The 20,856-nt window shown below is 72.2% G+C and carries 17 protein-coding genes and 1 pseudogene; 5 read left to right on the plus strand and 13 right to left on the minus strand.

Annotation, left to right across the window (positions count from 1 at the left end; translation table 11 throughout):
- Positions 1–107: 107 nt before the first annotated feature.
- The 4 genes and pseudogenes from K7B10_RS34015 to K7B10_RS34035 all read right to left on the minus strand — a co-directional run.
- Entirely contained in the window at positions 108–1,925 is a 1,818-nt protein-coding gene (locus K7B10_RS34015) for a glycoside hydrolase family 15 protein (RefSeq protein WP_229342696.1), read from the minus strand.
- 48 nt (positions 1,926–1,973) lie between these two features.
- Positions 1,974–3,551 (minus strand): GMC oxidoreductase, encoded by a 1,578-nt coding sequence (locus K7B10_RS34020; RefSeq protein WP_229342697.1) that lies wholly within the window; start codon positions 3,549–3,551, stop codon positions 1,974–1,976.
- A gap of 129 nt (positions 3,552–3,680) precedes the next feature.
- Positions 3,681–4,610, minus strand: coding sequence for a cyclase family protein (locus K7B10_RS34025; RefSeq protein WP_229342698.1), 930 nt, complete (start codon positions 4,608–4,610; stop codon positions 3,681–3,683).
- 449 nt (positions 4,611–5,059) lie between these two features.
- Positions 5,060–5,257: pseudogene (locus tag K7B10_RS34035) on the minus strand (DUF389 domain-containing protein); the annotation flags it as partial.
- Positions 5,258–5,361: 104 nt separating this feature from the next.
- On the opposite strand from K7B10_RS34035, the gene K7B10_RS34040 reads away from it, so the two are divergent.
- A complete protein-coding gene (locus tag K7B10_RS34040) occupies positions 5,362–7,107 on the plus strand; it encodes a cation:proton antiporter (RefSeq protein WP_229345618.1) in 1,746 nt (581 codons plus the stop codon).
- A gap of 4 nt (positions 7,108–7,111) precedes the next feature.
- Here K7B10_RS34040 and K7B10_RS34045 read toward each other — a convergent pair whose 3' ends face one another.
- The 4 genes from K7B10_RS34045 to K7B10_RS34060 are packed head-to-tail and all read right to left on the minus strand — an operon-like array spanning position 7,112 to position 11,033.
- Positions 7,112–7,627 carry a gluconokinase gene (locus K7B10_RS34045; RefSeq protein WP_229342699.1) on the minus strand — a complete coding sequence of 172 codons (516 nt, stop codon included), beginning with the start codon at positions 7,625–7,627 and terminating at the stop codon, positions 7,112–7,114.
- Complete coding sequence (locus tag K7B10_RS34050; protein WP_229342700.1) at positions 7,624–8,676, minus strand: cytochrome d ubiquinol oxidase subunit II; 1,053 nt, start codon at positions 8,674–8,676, stop codon at positions 7,624–7,626. Before K7B10_RS34050 ends, K7B10_RS34045 begins: the two co-directional genes overlap by 4 nt.
- A complete protein-coding gene (locus tag K7B10_RS34055) occupies positions 8,673–10,145 on the minus strand; it encodes a cytochrome ubiquinol oxidase subunit I (protein WP_229342701.1) in 1,473 nt (490 codons plus the stop codon). The genes K7B10_RS34050 and K7B10_RS34055 overlap by 4 nt, the downstream gene beginning before the upstream one ends.
- 45 nt (positions 10,146–10,190) lie before the next feature.
- Entirely contained in the window at positions 10,191–11,033 is an 843-nt protein-coding gene (locus K7B10_RS34060; protein WP_229342702.1) for an SDR family oxidoreductase, read from the minus strand.
- A gap of 277 nt (positions 11,034–11,310) precedes the next feature.
- Here K7B10_RS34060 and K7B10_RS34065 point away from each other — a divergent pair, with 277 nt between their 5' ends.
- Positions 11,311–12,225 carry an aldose 1-epimerase family protein gene (locus K7B10_RS34065; RefSeq protein WP_229342703.1) on the plus strand — a complete coding sequence of 305 codons (915 nt, stop codon included), beginning with the start codon at positions 11,311–11,313 and terminating at the stop codon, positions 12,223–12,225.
- Positions 12,226–12,276: 51 nt separating this feature from the next.
- On the opposite strand, the gene K7B10_RS34070 is transcribed toward K7B10_RS34065, so the two are convergent.
- Positions 12,277–12,792 carry a universal stress protein gene (locus K7B10_RS34070; RefSeq protein ID WP_229342704.1) on the minus strand — a complete coding sequence of 172 codons (516 nt, stop codon included), beginning with the start codon at positions 12,790–12,792 and terminating at the stop codon, positions 12,277–12,279.
- 152 nt (positions 12,793–12,944) lie between these two features.
- The gene (locus K7B10_RS34075; protein ID WP_229342705.1) at positions 12,945–14,912 is read right to left on the minus strand and encodes an APC family permease; all 1,968 of its coding nucleotides are present in this window, start codon (positions 14,910–14,912) and stop codon (positions 12,945–12,947) included.
- A 359-nt stretch (positions 14,913–15,271) separates the two neighbouring features.
- Here K7B10_RS34075 and K7B10_RS34080 point away from each other — a divergent pair, with 359 nt between their 5' ends.
- Positions 15,272–15,907 carry an alpha-ketoglutarate-dependent dioxygenase AlkB gene (locus K7B10_RS34080; RefSeq protein WP_229342706.1) on the plus strand — a complete coding sequence of 212 codons (636 nt, stop codon included), beginning with the start codon at positions 15,272–15,274 and terminating at the stop codon, positions 15,905–15,907.
- Positions 15,908–15,953: 46 nt separating this feature from the next.
- On the opposite strand, the gene K7B10_RS34085 is transcribed toward K7B10_RS34080, so the two are convergent.
- From K7B10_RS34085 to K7B10_RS34095, 3 genes are all read right to left on the minus strand, one after another.
- Positions 15,954–17,237: an SUKH-4 family immunity protein gene (locus tag K7B10_RS34085; RefSeq protein ID WP_229342707.1), complete on the minus strand. Its 1,284-nt coding sequence runs from the start codon at positions 17,235–17,237 to the stop codon at positions 15,954–15,956.
- A 149-nt stretch (positions 17,238–17,386) separates the two neighbouring features.
- On the minus strand, positions 17,387–17,710 hold the full coding sequence (locus tag K7B10_RS34090; RefSeq protein ID WP_229342708.1) for a YkvA family protein: 324 nt from the start codon (positions 17,708–17,710) through the stop codon (positions 17,387–17,389).
- Positions 17,711–17,766: 56 nt separating this feature from the next.
- Positions 17,767–18,231: a MarR family winged helix-turn-helix transcriptional regulator gene (locus tag K7B10_RS34095; RefSeq protein WP_229342709.1), complete on the minus strand. Its 465-nt coding sequence runs from the start codon at positions 18,229–18,231 to the stop codon at positions 17,767–17,769.
- Between the two features lie 131 nt (positions 18,232–18,362).
- Here K7B10_RS34095 and K7B10_RS34100 point away from each other — a divergent pair, with 131 nt between their 5' ends.
- Both K7B10_RS34100 and K7B10_RS34105 read left to right on the plus strand, forming a co-directional pair.
- Positions 18,363–18,920 (plus strand): DoxX family membrane protein, encoded by a 558-nt coding sequence (locus tag K7B10_RS34100; RefSeq protein WP_229342710.1) that lies wholly within the window; start codon positions 18,363–18,365, stop codon positions 18,918–18,920.
- Between the two features lie 81 nt (positions 18,921–19,001).
- A complete protein-coding gene (locus tag K7B10_RS34105; protein WP_229342711.1) occupies positions 19,002–20,819 on the plus strand; it encodes a glycoside hydrolase family 15 protein in 1,818 nt (605 codons plus the stop codon).
- The last annotated feature ends 37 nt before the right edge of the window (positions 20,820–20,856 follow it).

Genomic DNA, 20,856 nt, shown 5'->3' on the forward strand with positions numbered 1-20,856 from the left:
TCCTGATCGGGTCGGCCGGTGAGCCCGCGGGCAGCGGGCCCGATGGCGACGGTAGAGCAGCCCGTGGCCCGGAACCAGGCCGCCACGTCCGGCGGGAGGGACGCGGCTCAGCGCCGGACGGCGTCGAGCGCCTCGTTCAGAGTGGTCGCGGCCATGATGAGCGACAGGTGGGTGAAGGCCTGAGGAAAGTTGCCGAGTTGCTCGCCACTGGGGCCGATCTCCTCGGCGAACAGGCCGACGTGGTTGGCGTACGTGTGCATCTTCTCGAAGGTGTAGCGGGCCTGCGGCAGCCGCCCGGCGCGGGCGAGGGCGTCCACGTAGAGGAACGTACAGAGGCTGAACGTGCCCTCCGAGCCGCGAAGTCCGTCGGGGGACGCCGCCGGGTCGTAGCGGTAGACGAGGCTGTCGGACACCAGGACCCGGTCCATGGCGTCGAGGGTGGACAGCCAGCTCGGGCTCCTCGGCGCGAGGAATCCGACCCGGGGGACCAGCAGCAGCGAGGCGTCGAGGACGTGGCTGCCGTAGTGCTGGACCAGGGAGTGCTCCTGGTCGCTCCAGCCGCGCTCCATGACCTGTTCGAGGACTTCGTCGCGGGCCTTGGTCCACAGGGCGGTGTTGGCCGGGCGGCTGAACTCGGTGGCGAGCTTGAGCCCGCGGTCGAAGGCGGCCCAGCACATCACGCGGCTGTACGTGAAGTCCTGGCGGCCTCCCCGGGTCTCCCAGATGCCCTCGTCGGGCCGGTCCCAGGAGTCGGCGAGCCAGTCCAGGGCCCGCGACAGCGCCTTCCATCCCTGGTAGTCGGCCTGTGCGACGACCGCCCGGGCCTCGGACAGGCCGTACAGGGCCTCGCCGTAGATGTCGAGCTGCAACTGGTCCATGGCCGCGTTCCCGGCCCGTACGGGGTACGAGCCCCGGTACCCCTCGAAGTGTTCGAGGACCTCCTCCGTCAGGTTGGGGTCACCGTCGACCCGGTACATGATCTGGAGGGGCTCGCCGTCCCGACCCTCGTGGGCGCGCAGGCGGGCACCCAGCCAGTGGGTGAAGGCGGTCGCCTCCTCCACGAAGCCGAGGTCGAGCAGGGCCCGTACCGACAGGGAGCCGTCCCGCACCCAGGTGTAGCGGTAGTCCCAGTTGCGCTCGCCGCCGACCTGCTCGGGAAGACCCATGGTGGCGGCGGCGATCGGCGCGCCGGAGGGGGCGTACGTGAGCAGCTTGAGCGTGATGGCCGAGCGGTACACCATCTCCGCCCAGCGGCCGTGGTAGCGCGACGTGCGCACCCACTTCTGCCAGTAGTCGACCTGTTCCCAGAGCTCCTCGGTGATCTTCTCGCGCTCCGGCGGCGGCGGCGCGGCGCTGCCCTCCCCGCCGGTGGTGAACACCGCTGCCTCCGCCTGACCCGCGGTGAGCGTGATGGAGGCCCGGACGTCCTGACCGTCGCGTTCGAGCGGGAACGTGGCCTGTAGGAACGCCGTGGCCCCCGGTGCCCGGAAGGTCGCCGTGCGGTCTGCCAGGTCGAGTCGGTGGGATGCCCGCGCGTAGTCGAAGCGGGGCCGGCATTCGAGGGAGAAGCGCACGGTGCCGCGCACCGCGCGGATCACGCGCGCCAGGGTGTGCCGGTCGGTTGCGGTGCGGCCGTGGAGGACCGGCATGTAGTCGACGGTCTCGCCGACCCCGTCGGGGGACATGAACCGGGTCACCACGATCGCGGTGTCCGGGTAGTAGAGCTGTCTCCACGTCCCTTCGTCGCTTTCCGGCGCGAGCAGGAAGTGTCCGCCCCCGTCATGGTCGAGCAGCGAGGCGAAGATGCTGGGGGAGTCGAACCGTGGCGCTGCGAACCAGTCGATCACTCCCCTGGACGACACCAGGGCTGTGGTCTGCAGGTCCCCCACGAGTCCGTGGTCGGCGATGGGCGGGTAGCGGTCCATGGTTCTCCTCCTCGGGACGCCTCAGCGGTGGTCCGCCCGGGTTTCCGGTCATTGCAGGCGCTCCGCGAGGTGGTCTCCGACGCGCAGGGCGTTGGCGATGGCCGTCAGCGAGGGGTTGACCGCGCCGATGCTCGGGAAGAAGCTCGTGTCGACCACGTAGAGGTTGTCGAGGTCGTGGGCCTTGCAGTTCACGTCGAGGGCGGAAGCCCGCGGGTCGCGGCCGAAGCGCACGGTGCCGGCCTGATGCGCCGTGGCACCGATGGGCATGCCCTTGTGCAGGTAGATGCTGTGCGGCAGCAGATGGTGCTCGTGCATGCCCAGGCGGCCGAGCATGCCCTGCAGTTTGTGCCGCAGCCGCTTCAGCCCGGCGATGTTGTTCTTCTCGTCGAGGGCGAGGTGGATCTGGCCGTCCGCGTCGAGGGTGACGCGGTTGTCCGGGTCCGGCAGGTCCTCGCCGCACAGCCAGAAGTCGACCGCGTGATGGGCGAGCACCTCGAAGGGCATGTCCGGGGTGACGGCGCCGGCCCAGCGCGGTGCCTCGCCGTGGATCTGCTCGGCGTCGGACTTGCCGAGCATCTGGATGCCGCCGAGCGGGTAGTCCCAGTCGTCGCTGCCCAGGTACCAGTCGTGCAGGGCCAGCGTCTTCTGGAACTTGGTGTCGTTGGGTTCCTTGGACACCGCCATCAGGGCCAGGTTGTTGTGCCGCATGTAGTGCCGGCCGACCGTGTCGGAGCTGTTGGCCAGCCCCCGGGGGTGCCTGTCGTCGGCCGAACGCAGCAACAGCACTGCGGAGTTGACGGCCCCACAGGCCACCACCACGATGCCGGCGGAGAACCGGACGGTACCCTCCTCCAGTTCGGCCACGACCGAGGTGACGCTCCGCCCGGTGGCGTCCGTCTCGAGGCGGCGCACGTCGGCGTGGGTGATCAGCTCGACGTTGGGGTGTTCCAGGGCCGGGTCCACGCAGATGACCTGGGCGTCCGACTTGGCTCCGACCAGGCAGGGGAAGCCGTCGACGCGGTCGCAGCGGATGCAGGCACTCCCGTGCGTCGCCCGCCCCTGGTCGTCCTGGACGAGGTTCACCCCGATCGGAAGGTGGAAGGGGTGCAGGCCCTGCTTCTCCAGATCGTCGCTCAACTGCTGGATGCGCGGCTCGTGTTGCACGGGCGGATGGGCGTACTGGGCGCTGGCCGGACCCTCGGTGGGGTCCTCGCCGTGCCGCCCGTGGACGAGGTAGAGGTGCTCGGCACGCGTGTAGTACGGCTCCAGGTCCCCGTAGTCCAGCGGCCAGGCGGGAGAGACGCCGTCATGGTGGCGGATCTCGCCGAAGTCCTCCGGGCGCATGCGGAAGAGCGCGGCGCCGTAGAACTTGGTGTTCCCGCCGACGTAGTAGTTCACCTCGGGCGGGAAGCGCTCTCCGTGCTTGTCGTACCAGAACTCCGGTGCGCGGTACTTGCCTTTGACGAAGACCTCGGTCGAGTCCCAGTTGGCCCGTTCACGCGGCAGGTAGCCGCCGCGCTCGAGGAGCAGGATCCGCTTGCCGGTGGGCGCCAGTCGGTGGGCGAGCGTTCCCCCTCCGGCGCCCGTGCCGATGATGATGACGTCGTACTCCCGCGCCTCGGTCATGCAGGCCACCTCCCCGGAGCACGATCTGCTCCTGTCGGGCGAGTTGGGGTCCGTATCGCACCTACAACGTAGCTCCGGAGGGGATGCCCAGCGAATCGGGCGGGCCGCGGCGCCGGGAGGCCCGGCCGGTCACAGGATCGCGAGGGGATTGACGGGGGAACCGGTCGCCGAGGACAGCCTGAGCGGCGCGATCACGCAGAGGAACGACCAGCGGCCCTCCCGTTCGCAGAGCGGGGCCAGCTCCTCGAACTGCAGGTAGTCGAGAAGGTGCAGCCCCATCGCGTGGACGGCGAGCACGTGTACCGGGAACGCGACGCTCGGCACGGCACTGGGAGCCGTGTCGTTGTTGCCGTCACCGCCGAGCACGGCCACCTGGCGCTCGGCCAGGAAGCGCAGGGCGGTCGGGTGGAGCCCGGCCCGCGCGCCGGCCGAGTCCCAGGCGCCGAGCTGCGCACGCCGCCGCTGGTGCCCGACGCGTACGAGCAGGATGTCGCCCCTGCCGACCCGCACCCCCTGCTGCGCCTCGGCGGCGGCGAGGTCTTCGGCGCTCACGTGCGACCCCGGTTCGAGCCAGGGGATGCCGTGCAGGCGCGGGACGTCCAGGAGCACTCCCCGGCCCACGATGCCGTCGCGGGCCAGGTCGATGGAGAGGGCCGCGGATCCGTCCGGGGAGAGCACGTCCGCGGCGGGAACGCCGCCGTGCAGGGTGCCCCCGTAGATGACGTGGCAGAGGGCGTCGATGTGGCTGTCGACGTCGCCGTGGATGTTCATGGCGATGCGGTCCCGGGCGAACTGCAGGCCGTCCGGGTCCGGGGCGCCGGCGGGCGCGGTGAGCCGGTGCTGCGCCGGTTCGGCGTTGTCCGGTCCCGCGCGGGTGTTCACGGGCGCGGCGAGCGAGACCGAGCGGCCGGAGCGTACTTCGCGTGCGGCCGCCAGCGTCCGGGCGGGGGTGAGGGTGACCAGGGCTCCCAGCGGTGCGACACCACCGGGTGCCGTATTGCGCAGTTCACGATAGAGCGACCCGAAGTCGGCCCCGCTCATTCCGTCGGGCGTACCCATGTCCTCACCATCCGGCACACCCGCCGTCGGCGCGCGCCGAGCCGTGATCCGGACGCATCCGATTTGCCGAGCTCCCGGGCCCCCGCGTTAATGGACGAGCGGCCTGTCCGGGCCCGACGCATCCGTACGCCCGCCTCTCACACGCGGAGATTCGCTTGGACATGCTGCACGTCCGGGCCGTGAGCCCGCCGGACCTCACGGGACGTGTCATGGCCCTGTTGAGCGCCCAGCCGTGTGTCCTCGACCTCTCCCTGCGGCCCGACAGCGTACGGAACCCCGACGGCGACGCCATCGTGTGCGATGTCCTCACCGGAGTCGCCGACGAGGTCCTGCGCGTCGTCGCGGCCATGGTGGTCGGCCCGGAGTACGCAGCCGTCACCAGCGTCGGCCTGGGCATCGACCACCGTTCGCGCCCACCCGTCCGGGAGGGCCTCGCGGCGCTGATCGTGGGCTTTCGTGGTGGTCACCGAGATGAACACGCCGAGCAGCGCGCCGGTGCGGACTTCGGTCAGCGAGACGATGCCGACGATCCCGGCGAGCACGGCCACCACCGCCGAGAAGAAGTCGGGTGTGCTGATCAGGTTCGGCACGGGCCTGATCCCGAGCTCGAAGGCCCGCGACTGGAGGCCGAAGACGCGGACGAACACCTGACCCTGGTCGGAACCGGCACGTTCAAGGTCCAGCGGGCGATGTGGCGGCGTGTCAGTGCGCACCGCAAACGGCGGGCCGGGCCGTGAACGCGGCCGCCGCCCTGTCGCAGGACCAGGTGTTCACGGGCCTCGGACTGATCGTCGTCCTGGCCGTGGGCTCCCAGCTGCTGGCGAGCCGGCTGCGCGTTCCCGCGCTGATCGTCCTGCTGCCGGTCGGCTTCACCGCCGGCGCGCTGACCGATGACGTGAACCCCGAGGAACTGCTCGGATCCGCCTTCTCCCCGATCGTGTCGCTGGCCGTCGCGGTGATCCTCTACGACGCCGGGCTCGGCCTGGACCTGAAGCGGTTCAGGGCGCACACCCGCCGGGTCGTGGTGCGGCTGATCTGGCTCGGCGGGCTGCTCACCGCGGCGTCGGCGGCGCTGCTCGCCGCCGTTCTGCTGGGGATGTCGGGCGGCGCGGCCGTGATGCTCGGAGCCATCCTGATCGTGTCCGGCCCGACCGTCGTGGGACCGCTGCTCAACTTCGTACGCCCCACGGAACGGCTGCAGCACGTCCTCATCTGGGAGGGCACGCTCATCGACCCGGTGGGGGCCATCCTGGGGGCCCTCGTCTTCCATGCCGTGGTGGCCGGGAACAGCAACGGCTTCGTCGGCAAGGTGGTCGAGTTCACCACCAGTGCCGCGGTGGGGCTGGCCGGCGGCGTCGCGGGGGCCGTGCTGCTGAAACTGCTGCGCGGCCTGCGTCCGGGGGCGGTGCTGGGGACCACGGTCCAGCTGGCCGCCGTGATCGGCGTGGCGGCGGCCTGCAACGTGGTCCGGGACGACACGGGCCTGATCGCCGCCGTTCTGATGGGCTTGGCCGTGGCCAACCTGCCCGGAGCCGAGACGGGCGCCCGCAATCCGTTCTTCGAGACCCTGGTACACCTGGTCATCGGCCTCCTGTTCATCTCCATCTCGGCCACCGTCAGCCCGCATTCGCTGCGCCACGTGATGCTGCCGACGCTGGCTCTCGTCGCGGTCCTCGTCCTGGTGACCAGACCGCTCGTGGCTGCCGTCGCCTCGCTCGGTACGGATCTGACGCGCGGGGAGCGCGGATTCCTCGGATGGATGGCGCCGCGCGGCATCGTGGCCGCGGCCACCGCCTCGACGTTCTCGGCCACGCTGGCCGCCGAGGGCGTGGTCGGCGCGTCGAAGATCCTTCCCGCCACCTTCGTGGTGATCGTGGTGACCGTCACGCTCTACGGGCTCACCGCCGTGCCGGTCGCGAAACGGCTGGGCGTCGTGCGCCCGTCGCGCTCCCGGCCGCTGCTCGTCGGCGGTGCTCCCTGGGTGGTCGATCTGGGACTGGCCCTGCGGTCGGCCGGGCTGGAGGTCGTCATGTGGGCGGGGCACGACGCCGAGCGGGACCGGATCAGGGCCGCCGGGCTCGAACTCGCGCCCGGGGAGCTGTTCGCCGCGGCCACCGGCTCGGGCGCCGAACTGGAGGGCCTCACCGGGGTCCTGCTCCTCACCGACGAGAGCGACTTCAACGCCCTGGCCTCCATGAACCTCCAGGGCAGTGTGGAGGGCCCGGTCTACCGCCTGGGCCCGGCGACCGACACCCAGGGCGTCGTCGCCCCGTACACCGGCGGCCAGGTGCTCTTCGATACCGCGCTGACCGGAGCCGAGCTGTCCCGCCGCTACGACCGGGGCGCCCGCCTCGTCACGCGTCGCCTCCACGGGCCCCTACCGGCCGGACACCACCTGCTGTTCCTGGTGCGTGAGGACGGCACGCTGCTGCCCGTCACCCGGACCGGCGGCCCGGTGCCGGGACCCGGGGACATCGCCGTACTCCTGAGCGGTTGACTCCTCAGCGGTCCGGCCCGGCGCCGAAGCCCGCCACGGCGCGACGCGCCCGGGCCAGGGTGGCCTCCGGGTCGCCGGCAGCGTCGACGGTCGCGCCGGGCTCGTCCGGGTCGAGCGGTTCGAGGATCTCGAACTGCGAGTCGACCAGGCGCAGCGGCATGAAGTGAGCCGTCCGCCGGGAGACCCGGGCCCGGGCGGTGTCGCGGTCCAGTGCCAGGTACAGGCACCAGACCCCCGGGGCGGCCGCGCGGAGTTCTTCGCGGTACGCGCGCTTGAGGGCCGAGCAGGAGACGATCAGCCGCCGGCCCGACCGGGAGGACTGCCGTATCCGGTCCGAGAGCGTACGCAGCCACGGGGCGCGGTCCGCGTCGTCCAGGGGGCGGCCGGCGGTCATCTTGGCGATGTTCGCGGCGGGGTGGAGGCCGTCGCCTTCCAGGAACGGCACTTCGAGTCCCTCGGCCAACGCCCTGCCGACGGTGGTCTTGCCGGCACCCGCCACGCCCAGCACCACCACGATCACCGCTGCGTGCCGGGGTCCCGGTTCGCGGCCGTCCCCCGCAGGTCGTTCTCGGCGAGGGGCTGCAGGGCGCCGCGGGTGTCCAGCCGGTAGAGCAGGACCAGCGGCGGTCCGACGAGCACCATCGCGATGACCGTGACCAGAAGCAGCCAGCGCAGTGTGGTCGACGCCCCGGCTGCCTGGTCCACGGTCAGCGAGGTGGGGATGAGGTACGGCCGCTGGGCCAGCCCCCAGGCGACCACGACGAGGGCGACGCTGGTGACCGCCGTGATCCTCGCCCACCCCGTGGCCGTGCGGTACAGCAGTGCGGCGGTGGCCACGGCGCTGACCACGGCCACCAGGACGACGGCCAGGCCGACGCCGCTGGTGAGGCCGTCGTACACGTAGTGCGCGTCGTGGTGGGTGACGGCGAGGCCGACGGCGGCCAGGACGGCGATGACCCCGAGACTGCACCAGGCCCGCAGCCGGAAGTAGTGGACGAGGTCGGGGGCGTCGAAGCGGCGGGCGTCGGCGGTGAGGAACACCGCGCCCAGGAAGGCGGTCGCGGCGACGGTCAGCAGCCCGGCCAGCACGGAGGTCCCGTTGGACCAGGCGTCGGCGGACGCCGTCGTCCCCGGGACGACCCGGCCCGTGGCCAGGCCGCCGACCACCGCCCCGAAGAAGAAGGGCACCAGGAGGGAGGAGACGGCGAAGGCGGCGCCGTAGATCCTGCGGCGCGCGAGGCGTGTCATGGGTTTGCGCAGGGCGAAGCCCGCACCGCGCAGGACGAGCCCGACGGCCGCGAGCGCCAGGGGGAGCCACATCGCGGTGAACACCGTCTGGAACAGGACCGGGAAGCCCGTCCACATGATCACCAGGACGAAGATGAGCCAGACGTTGTTCGTCTCCCAGACGGGCTCCATGGCGTGGTCGATCAGCCACCGGGGCCGCTTGCCCCGTTCGGTGCCGCCCGCGAAGAGGTCCCAGAACCCGGCCCCGTAGTCGGTCCCGCCCGCACACGCGTAGGCGGCCACCGCGGCCAGCAGCACCCAGGCCACGACGTCCTGGATCATCGCCCTCCTCCGTCACCGCGTGCGGAGCCGTGATCCGGCGCGGCCGCGGCGGTCGTCGCGCGGGGCCCGTAGGGGGTGTCGCCCTCCGGAGTGGCGGTGGCGTGAGGGTCGCCGTGTCGTTCGTCGGCGTCCCGCCACCGGGTGCGCAGCTTGAGCAGGACGGCCAGGAACGTGCCGAAGACCAGTGCGTAGACCACGATGACGATGCCGAGCATCGCCCACAACGACGCGGCCCGGGTGTCCGTGACGGCTTCGGACACGCGCATGTTCTCGTAGACGATCCAGGGCTGGCGGCCGACCTCGGTGGTGATCCAGCCGCACTCCACCGTGACCAGGCAGGCCGCCCCGGCCACGGCGGCGCACCGGAAGAACCACGGCGAGCGCGGCAGGTCGCGGCGGCGCAGCCAGCACCAGCCGTACCAGAGCGCGAGCAGGACGAGCAGGCTTCCGATCGTCACCATGATGTCGAAGGCCCAATGGGCGATCGTGGCCTGGGCCGCCGTCGGGCGGTCGTTCGCGGGGACCGACGACAGGCCCGTCACCTGGGTGTCCGGGCTGAAACCGGCGAGGATCGAGTCCAGTTGGGGGATCTTGAGCCCGCCGGAGACCGACCCGTCGGAATGCAGGCGGCCGAACATGTACTCGGGTACGTGGGTGTCGGTCTTCCAGACGATCTCGGTGGCGGCGAACTTGATCGGCTGCTTGTGGAAGACCGAGCGGGCGATGGAGTCCCCGAGCACGAACTGCACCGGGGTGAGGATCGCGGCGACGGTGAACGGCACGGTGAAGCCGAGCCGGTGGTAGTGGTCGCGCCGGCCGCGCAGCCAGCCGACCGCGTACACCCCGGCCACCACGTAGCCCGCCGTGAGGACGACACCCGCCACGAAGTGCCAGTACTCGGGGCCGAACATCGGCGTGAAGATCGCCTTGCGGACGTTGACGTCCACGGGGTTGCCGTCCGCGTCGAGCGAGAAGCCGCGCGGCGTGTTCATCCAGGAGTTCGCGGCGATGATGCCGAACGCCCCCAGCAACGCCGTCAGCGGCAGGGGCAGACCCAGCCAGAAGTGCGTCCACGGCTTCAGCCTTCGCCAGCCGTAGAGGTAGATGGCGATGAGGATCGCCTCGAGGAAGAACGCCCACGCCTCCACCCCGAATCCGAGGCCGAACACATCGCCCCACCGGCCCATCAGACCCGGCCAGAGCAGGCCGAACTCGAAGGAGAGCACGGTGCCGGTGACGATGCCGATGGCGAACTGCACGGCCATGACCGCCGACCAGCGCCGCGCCAGCAGCAGGGCGACCGCGTCGCCCTTGCGCAGCCCGCGGTAGTGCATCAGCAGGGTGATGGCCGGAAGGGCCACGCCGAAGGGCACGAGCAGGATGTGGGAGGCCAGGGTGAAGGCCATGAGTTCGCGGGCAGGGAGCAGCTGCGGAGGGGTGTCCGCCATGATCGCGATCGCGATGTTCATGCGAGCCTTAGCAGTTCGTACCGGACGGCTGGAGGACTGGGGACCTCAGCCACCGGTGGCGAACCCGGGGAACAGGGTCATGCCCCCGTCCACGTAGATCGTCGTGCCCACGACGTAGTCGAGCAGGTCGGAGGCGAGGACGGTCACGGCGTTCGCGATGTCCTCGGGGTCCCCGACACGGCGGTACGGGATGAGCCGCAGCAGGTCCGCCTCGGCCTCGGGGGTGTCCCAGGCGCTGCGGTTGATGGGCGTGCGGATGGCACCGGGAGCGACGGCGTTCACCCGGATCCGGTGCGGGGCGAGCTCCTGCGCGAGCGTGGCCATGAGCATCTGCACGCCGCCCTTGGAGGAGGCGTAGTTCACGTGTCCGGCCCAGGGGATGATCTGGTGCACCGAGCTCATGCAAATGATCTTCCCCGCGGAGCGGGACACCTCCGGCACGACGCCGCGGCGCAGGAATTCCTTGGTCGCCTCACGGGCGCACAGGAACTGACCGGTGAGGTTGACGTCCAGTACCTTGCTCCACTGGGCCATGGTCATGTCGGTGAGCGCGGCGTCCCGCTGCAGACCGGCGTTCGCGACCATGATGTCGATGGTCCCGAACTCCCGGACCATCCGGGCCACCATCTCGACGACCTGGTCCTCCTGCGACACGTCGCCCTCGTGCGCGTAGGCGCGGACCCCGAAACCCTCGATCTCCCGCACCACCTCCTGCGCGGCGTCCTGCCCGGAGACGTAGTTCACGACGACGTCGGCGCCCGCCCGCCCGAGGCCGATCGCGGTGGCCTTGCCGATGCCGGAGTTCGCCCCTGTCACCAGGGCCTTCTGCCCCTTGAGGACCTGAGGAACGAGGAGCGTTCCGCTACGGTCACTGCTGCTGGCTTCCACTGAGACGCTCCCTGGGGGCTGACGGGGACACGAAATCCGCGCCACCACGACAGCACCGCGGCCTTGCCGCGGCCCGGTGGCACGACTGCCGCTGGCCCGTTGGAGTGCTCTCCCGAACCGAACGGCCCAACCGGAGGCACGGGTGAGGAGCCGGCGCGTACGCGCCCACGGCGAGGGGCGCCCGGCCGGGGTGCGATGCGATCCCCACGGTGATGGAATGGAACCACCCGGTGTGCGGGATCCCGGCCCGCGACCGTCACCGGCGAGGATGGCGAGCATGCATCGGACGGGTGCCCAGTTCCGGCTGACCTGTGGTCCGCAGACGGTCGTCGTCGTGGAGTTGGGCGGGGCCCTGCGCCACTACTCCGTCGCCGACCACCTCGTGATCGACGGTTTCGACGCCGACGACCGGATCGAGGGCGGGCGCGGACAGCTCCTCGTGCCGTGGCCCAACCGGATCGGAGACGGACGGTACCGGTGGCAGGAGCAGGAACTGCAGCTGCCCCTCAACGAGATCGAACACGCCAACGCCATCCACGGTCTGCTGCGCTGGACGTCCTGGCAGGCGGTGGAGCAGGAGGAGGCCCGTGTGGTGCTCGCGACCACGCTCTGGCCGCAACCCGGCTACCCCTTCCACCTGGTGGCGCGGGCGCAGTACGCGCTCGACCGCCTCGGCCTGACGGTCACGATCACCGCGCGGAACGTCGGCGAGACCCCGGCTCCGTACGGAGTGGGCCAGCACCCGTACCTCGCGGTGGGTACCGCCACGGTCGACGCCATGCTGCTGACCGTTCCCGCCCGGACCTGGCTCCGCACCGACGACCGCGGCCTGCCCGTCGCGTCCGAGCCGGTCGCGGGGACACCCAACGACTTCGGCGCGCCGCGGCCCATCGGCCCGCAGCGGCTGGACACGGCCTTCACGGACCTGCGCCGGGAGGCGGACGGGCGCGCCGTCGTACGTCTCGCCGAGCCCTCCGGTGCGTACGGCAGCGCTCTGTGGCTCGGCGAGGGGGCGGACTTCGTGCAGGTGTACACCGGGGACACCCTGGCCGAGCCGCAGCGGCGCCGGAGCGTCGCCGTGGAGCCCATGAGCTGCGGCCCCGACGCCTTCCGCCGCGACGGCGCGCGCGTACGCCTCGAACCGGGGGCCCGGCACACGCTGCAGTGGGGGCTCACCCCCTGGGCGCGGTAGCGACGGGCGTGCTTCACGGTGGTCCCGCGCCGGGGCGCGCCGACGGATCCCTCACTCCGCGAGTTCGCGCGCGTCGAGCGGGAGCCGCCAGACGTTGCGCCGGTGGACGGTGTCGAGTTCGGCCTGGAGCGGGGAGGGCGGCACGGTCAGTACGGGGCAGGGTGCGTGCGCCAGGCAGTGCCGGGCCACCGAGGGCCGCAGCAGGCGGCGTACGGCCCCCCGCGCGCCCGTCCCCACGACCAGCAGGTCCTCGGGCCCGCTCACGGCGTCGACGAGGGCCGCACCGGCGGTGGCCCGTACGGCGTGGCCCGCGAGGGTCACGCCCGGGCCGGCCGGGCCGAACGCGGCGTCGAGGGCGAGCCGCAGCCGCTCCACGGCCGCGGCCTTGACGGCCGCGAGCATCGGGACGCCGCCCGGGCCGCGGCTGCCGATGTCCCCGCCCGGAGCCTGCCAGGCCAGGACCACCCACAGCTCCGCGCCCCGCACCCGGGCCTCGGCGGCGGCCCGGTGCAGCGCCGTCAGGCTGCCGGAGCTCCCGCTCACACCGACCACGACCCTGTGCCGCACCGCGTCCACCGTCCACCCCTCATCCGGTCCGTTGTCGCCGGCTCCCATGAAAGCGCGGGGCGGGCGGACGAGGGAGGTCCGCTGACGGCTTCCTGACGGGGGAGCCGCGAACCATGACGGGTCGCTGACGCGCCCTCGGCGCCGGGGCCGCCTCAGCCGGCGTGGACGTGGGGGCGGCGGTCCCGGTCGGGCTCGGCCTCGCGGATGACCTCGCGGGTGACGGGGGCGACCTCGCCCTGGCCGAAGAGGAAGAAGCGGAAGAAGTTGGCCATCGGGTTGCCCTCGGTCCACTCGAAGTAGATGTGCGGCCGCTGCCCGGTCTGGTCCCGTACGTGGAGCAGCAGCGCCGCGAGGGCGTTGGGGATGCTGGAGCTCTCCAGGGTCAGCACGCGGTAGCGGCCGTGGAGGACCTCGCCGCGCACGCGCATGCCCGATTCGAACTCGGACGCGTCCAGGACGGTGACCTCGACGAACATGACGTCGTCGGCGGCCGGGATGTCGTTGTCCGCGCGGATCTGCCGGACCTTGTCGCGGTACTCGGCCTTGTCGCGGTTGTCCGGCTCGTTGGCGATGAACCGGATCGTGCGGTTGGCGGTGTCGCGGATGAACCGCTGCGCCATGTCGTCGAACTCCACGTGCGTGACGCGCAGCTCGAAGACGCGGGCGAGGCGGGAGAGCAGCGAGAGGGCCATGATGCCGGCGATGAAGCACGCGCCGATCTTCACGCCGTCGGGGCGCTCGGCCACGTTGACGGCGGTGGTGTACACGAACACCGCGGAGATGACACCGAATCCGATCGTCCAGCCGCGCTCCCCGGCCCGGCGGGCGGCGATGGTCACGGCGACGGCCGCCGAGGTGATCAGGACGAGGACGCCGGTGGCGTACGCGCCGCCCTGCGCGTCGACGTCGGCGTCGAAGATCCAGGTGACCAGGAAGGCGATCAGGGTGAACACGATGACCATCGGGCGCAGGGCGCGGGCCCAGTGCGGGGCCATGCCGTAGCGGGGCAGGTAGCGCGGCATCAGGTTGAGGAGGCCGGCCATGGCGGAGGAGCCCGCGAACCACAGGATGAGGATGGTCGAGATGTCGTAGACGGTGCCGAAGGCGGAGCCGAGGTACTCGTGGGCCAGGTACGCGAGGGCGCGGCCATTGGCCTCGCCGCCGGGCTGGAAGGCGTCGGCGGGGATGAGGAGGGTGGTCACGAAGCTGCTGGTGATCAGGAAGGCGCTCATGATCACGGCGGCGGTGGTCAACAGCTTCTTCGTGCCCCGGACCCGGCCCGCGGGCTTCTCCTCGGTGTCGTCGGGGGAGCCCTGGACGTGCGGCATGACCGCGACGCCGGTCTCGAACCCGGACAGGCCCAGTGCCAGCTTGGGGAAGACGACGAGGGCGATGGCGATCATCATGAACACGTTGCCGTGTTCGGTGATCAGCGCCTGCTTCCAGTCGGTGATGACGTGCGGCTCGCTGGCGACCTGCCACAGGCCGACCCCGATGACGACGACGTTGAGCGCGAGGTACGAGAAGACCAGGACCACGGCCACCCCGATGGCCTCGCTGAACCCCTTGAGGAACACGCCGCCCAGCAGGGCGATCAGGATCAGCGTGATCAGCACCTGGTGGCCGTTGAGCGTGCTGGTCAGATGCGGGTTCTCCACCAGGTGCGCGGTCGCGTCGGCCGCCGACAGGGTGATCGTGATGAGGAAGTCGGTCGCCGCGAAGCCCAGCAGGGTCAGGACGAACAGCTTGCCCTTCCAGAACGACAGCAGCCGTTCCAGCATCGCGATGGACCCCTCGCCGTGCGGGCTCTCCTCCGCGACGCGGCGGTAGACCGGCAGGGCGCCCAGCAGGGTCAGCACCACCAGCACGATCGTCGCCAGCGGCGACAGCAGGCCGGCCGCGAGCGCCGCGATGCCCGGCTGGTAGCCGAGGGTGGAGAAGTAGTCGAGACCGGTCAGGCACATCACCCGCCACCACGGGCGCCCGTGGTCGGCGGCCGCGGCCGTTCCGCCCTCGTCGGGCGTCTCCTGCGACCCGTGGCCGGACCGGTGTCTCGTCTGGTCGGTCAGGCCTTCCAGGAGCCATGCCCTCAGGCGGCTCGGCTGGGTGGGGGTGGCCATCGCGGGTGCTCCTTCGTACGGCTTGGATCCGGCCATCGGCGCGACGGCTGGGCAAGCGTACGGAACTCGATCATTCGTGCACGCACGCGTTCCCATGCTGACGGTCCCCCGACGCGGCCGCGCGGGGGACTGCTCCGGTTGGGCAGAGCCGCGTACTGCGCCCGGAACCCGCCTCCCACCTGCGCAGACGTACCGTGCCGCGCCCTCGGGCCGGGGATCCTCCGGGCCTGCGGCCCCGGCCCGTCTTGACGGCTCCTTAACGCCTCCCTAGCGATATCTTGACGGCCCGTTTCCGGGGGAGCGGGTGCCTGCGGGCGGTAATTCGATCGAATGTTCGAGTGGCGCGATATGATGGATCCGTGCGAACGATTCCCGGCCTCCAGGGCTCCCTCTTCGACCAGGGCGACGAGATCCGCCTCGGCCCGCTCTCCGGGCTGCGCCGCACCGCGCTCGGCGCCGGGGCCTGGGTCGACCACCTGCCCGGCTGGCTCTCGGGCGCCGACACGCTGTTCGAGCGGCTGGCCGAGGACGTGCCGTGGCGGGCCGAGCGCCGCCGGATGTACGAGCGCGACGTGGACGTGCCCCGCCTGCTCGCCTTCTACGACGAGGACGAGCCGCTGCCGCACCCGGCGCTCACCGAGGCGCGCACCACGCTCACCCGGTACTACGCCGCCGAGCTGGGCGAGCCCTTCACCACGGCAGGGCTCTGCCTCTACCGCGACGGCCGCGACAGCGTCGCCTGGCACGGGGACCGCATCGGCCGCTCCGCCACCGAGGACACGATGGTCGCGATCCTGTCGGTCGGCGATCCCCGCGATCTCGTCCTGCGCCCGCGGGAGGGCGGCCCCACCCTGCTGCGCCTGCCCCTGGGCCACGGTGACCTCGTCGTGATGGGAGGCTCCTGCCAGCGCACGATGGAGCACGCCATCCCCAAATCCACCCGCGCCGTGGGCCCCCGCATCAGCATCCAGTACCGCCCCCGCGGCGTCCGCTGAGCCGGGGCCGGGGCCCGGGTCGCGCTCCGCCCGTCGGCGCGCCCGTTCAGTACCCGTAGACGCTCAGTTCCGTGATGGAAGCGAAGACGTGTTCCCAGACCGCGGCGCCGGGCTCGTCGGGGTCGCCGGACTCCAGGACGTCCGGCTCCAGCCTCCTCACCTCGTCGAGGAAGGCGCCGTGGCCGTTCTCCTGCGGATACGGGTCCCAGCACGCCCCCATGAACCGGCGCACGGCCTCCAGGAGGCGTACGAACGTCTCCGTGTCCCGCGCGAAGGGGAAGGGGCCCTCGCCCTCGCGCACCAGTGACACCGCGCCCGTCCGCGGGTGGAGGACCACGTGGCCCTCGTCGGCGTAACCCAGCTCGAGCGTCCCCAGGTGCAGCAGCCCACCGGAGTCGGCGCCGGACTCCGGTTCCCCGGGCCCCTCCTCGGTCCAGGCCAGCTCGAACGAGGTCACGCCCGCCGCCCAGTGGCGCGGCAGGCCCACCGTGCTGATCAGCTCCCGGGTGGGGAGGTGGGTCAGGTCCGCGGGCAGCAGCGCATCCGGGACGCGGACGGTGCGGTCGGCGCCGAACACGGCCTCCACGCGGGCCGCGTCCAGCGGGCTCTCGCCCGGCTCGGGGCCCGCGAACCACGGCGTGCCCGCGCCTTCGTCCCAGGCGGAGGTGTCGGCGCCGCCGCCGGGCCAACCGGCCGCGGCCGCCGCCTCGTTGCGCTCCACCACCACGATCCCGCGGGCCTCGGTGAGCAGGAAGCGGCCGCCGCCGAGGGGCGTGGGATCCTCCCAGGTGCCGGGGCAGTGCAGGGCCCAGGCGTCCTCGTCCGGGTCGAAGAGGAACGGCTCCTCCTCCTCGGGCTCCGCGGCGCGCACCGTGAACTCCCCGGCGGCGGGCGCCGGGCGGGGCTCGCCGGTCGCCAGGTCGAACCAGCGCTCCTCGGTCCACAGCGACCAGACCTTCAGCAGGCTCCGGCCGTCCGGCCCGTCGAGGACCTCGGCCGAGGCGTCCCCGCTGAGGTTCGGCTCGGCGCGGAAGGCCCCGACCGGCCGCCACCATGCCCAGACGGTCCGCCAGGGCATGCCCGGCTCGGCCGCGGCGACCTGCTCCGCGTACGCGTCGTGGCCCAGCACCTTCGCGGCGAAGTGCAGCCACGAGCCGAACTCCGCCCGCGAGACCTCCGCATACCCGAAGACGGCCTCGGCCTGGGTGAAGACCTCACGGCCGACCGCGCCGCCGGCCCCGGGGGCGGGCCACTCCCGTACGAGGCCGGCTCCGGCCTCCAAGAGGGCGGCGGGGGAGGAGAACGGGGCGTCAAGATCTTCACGGGGCATGCGGACCATGGTGCCGGAGGCCACTGACAGTCCCCGGGCCAGGGGCGGTTGGGACGCGGGCGGCCCGACGCCGTGCGGAAGGCCCGACGCCGCGCGGAAGGCCCGATGCCGCGCGGGCGGCCCGACACCACGCCGGGTCAGGCTCCTTGCTACGCCGGGTCCGGCTCCTTCGCCGCAGTGGGCTCCACGGCCGCCGTCGCGCCCGGCCGCACCGCCGCTGCCGCCGCGTGCAGGGAACGCAGCGCCAGCAGCAGCACGCCGATGTCGTCGAGGTACACCGGGTCCGGGATCAGGTCCACCGGCGAGACGGTGTAGATCACCGCGACCCAGAACAGCGCCTTGTCGCGCAGCGGGATCCCCGCGTCGAGCAGCAGCCGGCGCGCCGCGAAGACCCGTACGAGGAGCACGCCGGCGCCGATCGCCAGCCCGAGGGCCACGACCGCGGCGATCGTCAACCAGACCGTTGCGTCCATGTCACCCCTATACCCCGTTCGGGCCCGTCACCCGCACCGCTGCGGACCGCTCCAGGCTATCCGCCGTGCTCGCGCAGCCGCCGGCTGACCTCGCCCAGCCCGTCCGCCAGCGCTTCGAGCTGCGCGGGCGTGAGCACGTCGATCAGCGCCTCGCGGACCATCGCCACATGCCCGGGCGCGGCTTCTTCCAGGCGGGCCCGGCCGGCCTCGGTCAGGACGGCGAAGACCCCGCGGACGTCGGAGGGGCAGCTGCGGCGGCGGACCAGGCCCGCCTTCTCCAGCTGGGTGACCTGGTAGGTCAGCCCGCTTTTCGAATTGATCAGGCCATTGGCCAGTTCCGTCATCCGCAGCTCGCCGCCGGGGGCCGCGGAGAGGCGCACCAGCACCTCGTACTGCGGGTGCGAGAGGCCGGAATCGTCCTTGAGCTGCTGGTCGAGACGGCGGTTCACCAGCGCGGACGCGGCCAGGAAGCCGCTCCAGGCGCGCATCTCGTGCTCGTCGAGCCATCTCGTTTCAGCCATGCGCCCAGCCTACACGGGTTGTTCCAATTTGAATCACTCGTTAGGGTCGGGGCTGACGGTTCGAATTTGAACAACCCTGCTACACCGCAACTCCGTCCCCGCCCGAACCGCCCGACCGGAAGGATCCCCCCATGACCAGCCCCTCCGTCACCGCGACGAAGCCGCAGGCCGCAGCCGTACCGGCCGTCCCGCTCGCCCTCTCCACCCCCGCCCACGACGCCGGCCTGCTGCTCCTGCGCGTCGTCCTCGGACTCACCATGGCCGGCCACGGCGCCCAGAAGCTCTTCGGCTGGTTCGGCGGCGGAGGCATCAGCGGCACCGGCCAGTTCTTCACCGCCAGCGGCTACCCCGCGGGCGACGCCATGGCCGTCGTCGCCGGCCTGACCGAGACCCTCGGAGGCCTCGGCCTCGCCCTCGGACTGCTCACCCCGCTCGCCGGAGCCGCCGTCGTCGGCACCATGATCAACGCGATCGCCGTCCACGGCGCCGGCGCGTTCTTCGCCCCGAAGGGCATCGAGTACGAGCTGCTCCTGACCGTGGCCGCCGCCGCCGTGGCCCTGACCGGGCCCGGCAAGTACGCCGCCGACCGCTTCCTGCCCGTCCTGCGCGGCCACCGCCTGGCCCACGGCCTCCTGGCCGTCGCCCTCGCCGTGGTCATCGCGGGCGCGCTGCTCCTCGTACGCAGCTGACCGCCGCACGGCCGTAGTGCGCCGGAGGGTGCCCGGATCCCGGATTGATTGGGTCCGGGCATTCAAGGGAACAGCGCACAAATGACACAACCCATCGAAGACTACGCACTCATCGGCGACCTCATGACCAGCGGGCTCGTCGGCCGCGACGGGTCCCTCGACTGGCTGTGCCTGCCGCGCTTCGACTCGCCCGCCTGCTTCGCGGCGCTCCTCGGTGACAAGGAGAACGGCCACTGGCGCATCTCGCCCGCCGGAGCCCCCGATGACGAGCAGTGCACCCGCCGCGCCTACATCGACGGCTCACTGGTCCTGGAGTCGTACTGGGACACCCCGGACGGCGGCTCCTTCAAGGTCGTCGACTTCATGCCGCAGCGCGACAACGCCCCCGACGTGATCCGCATCATCGAGGGCCTCACCGGCGAGGTCACCGTGCGCAGCGTCCTGCGCCTGCGGTTCGACTACGGACACGTCGTCCCCTGGGTCCGGCGCGCCGACGGCGACCGGGTCGCCGTGGCCGGACCCGACTCCGCGTGGTTCCGCAGCGAACCGGCCGTGCCCACCTGGGGCGAGGCCAACAGCACCTGCTCGGAGTTCACCCTGTCCGCCGGCGAACGGGTCGCCTTCGTCCTCACCTGGCACCCCTCGCACGAGCCGCGCCCGGAGTCCTGCGACCCGTACGCGGCGCTGGAGCAGAGCCGCGCCGACTGGCGGGACTGGTCCGCGCAGTGCACGTACGAGGGCCCCTATGCGGAGGCCGTGACCCGCTCCCTGATCACCCTCAAGGCCCTCACCTACGCCCCGACCGGCGGCATCGCGGCCGCCGCCACGACCTCCCTGCCCGAGGAGATCGGCGGCGTCCGCAACTGGGACTACCGCTACTGCTGGCTGCGCGACTCCACCCTGACCCTCGGCTCCCTCCTGGAGACCGGCTTCCTGGACGAGGCCCGTGCCTGGCGCGCATGGCTGCTGCGCGCGATCGCCGGAGACCCCGCCGACCTCCAGATCATGTACGGGATCGGCGGCGAGCGCCGGATCCCCGAATCCGACCTGCCGTGGCTGCGCGGCTACGCCTCCTCCGCCCCCGTCCGGGTCGGCAACGCGGCCGTGGACCAGCTCCAGCTCGACGTGTACGGAGAGGTCCTCGACTCGCTCTACCTGGCCAAGGTCAACGGGCTGCCCGCGCAGCGGCACGCCTGGCGGATCCAGCTCGCGCTCCTCGACTTCCTGGAGCGCAACTGGCGGCGGCCGGACGAGGGCCTGTGGGAGGTGCGCGGTCCGCGCCGTCATTTCGTGCACTCCAAGGTGATGGCCTGGGTCGCCGCGGACCGGGCCGTACGCACCATGGAGGGCGACCCCTCGCTGCTGGGCGACGTCGAGCGGTGGCGGACCATGCGGGACGAGGTCCACCGGGACGTGATCGAGAACGGCTTCGACCCGGTGCGCGGCACCTTCACCCAGTACTACGGCTCCCGCGAACTGGACGCGGCCACCCTGCTCATCCCGCGGGTCGGCTTCCTGCCGCCCGACGACCCGCGCGTGATCGGTACGGTCGACGCGGTCCGGGTGGAGCTCGGCAGCAGCGGCCTGGTCCGCCGCTACAGCACCGAGGGCCCTTCGGTGGACGGGCTCCCCGGCGACGAAGGGGCCTTCCTGGCCTGCTCGTTCTGGCTGGCCGACGCACTGCACATGACCGGGCGGGAGAAGGAGGCCCGGGAGCTGTTCGAGCGACTGCTGGCCGTACGCAACGACGTGGGGCTGCTCGCGGAGGAGTACGACCCGGTGGCCGGCCGCCAACTCGGCAACTTCCCCCAGGCGTTCAGCCACGTCGGCCTGGTGAACACGGCCGTCACCCTGGGCCGCCCCGCCGGCCCGCCCACGGTCCGACCGCCCACCGTCTGACCGGCCCGCGGCGCGCGGCCGGGTCAGGCGGGGGCCG

The sequence above is a fragment of the Streptomyces flavotricini genome, assembly GCF_020639365.1.
Classification (GTDB): domain Bacteria; phylum Actinomycetota; class Actinomycetes; order Streptomycetales; family Streptomycetaceae; genus Streptomyces; species Streptomyces flavotricini.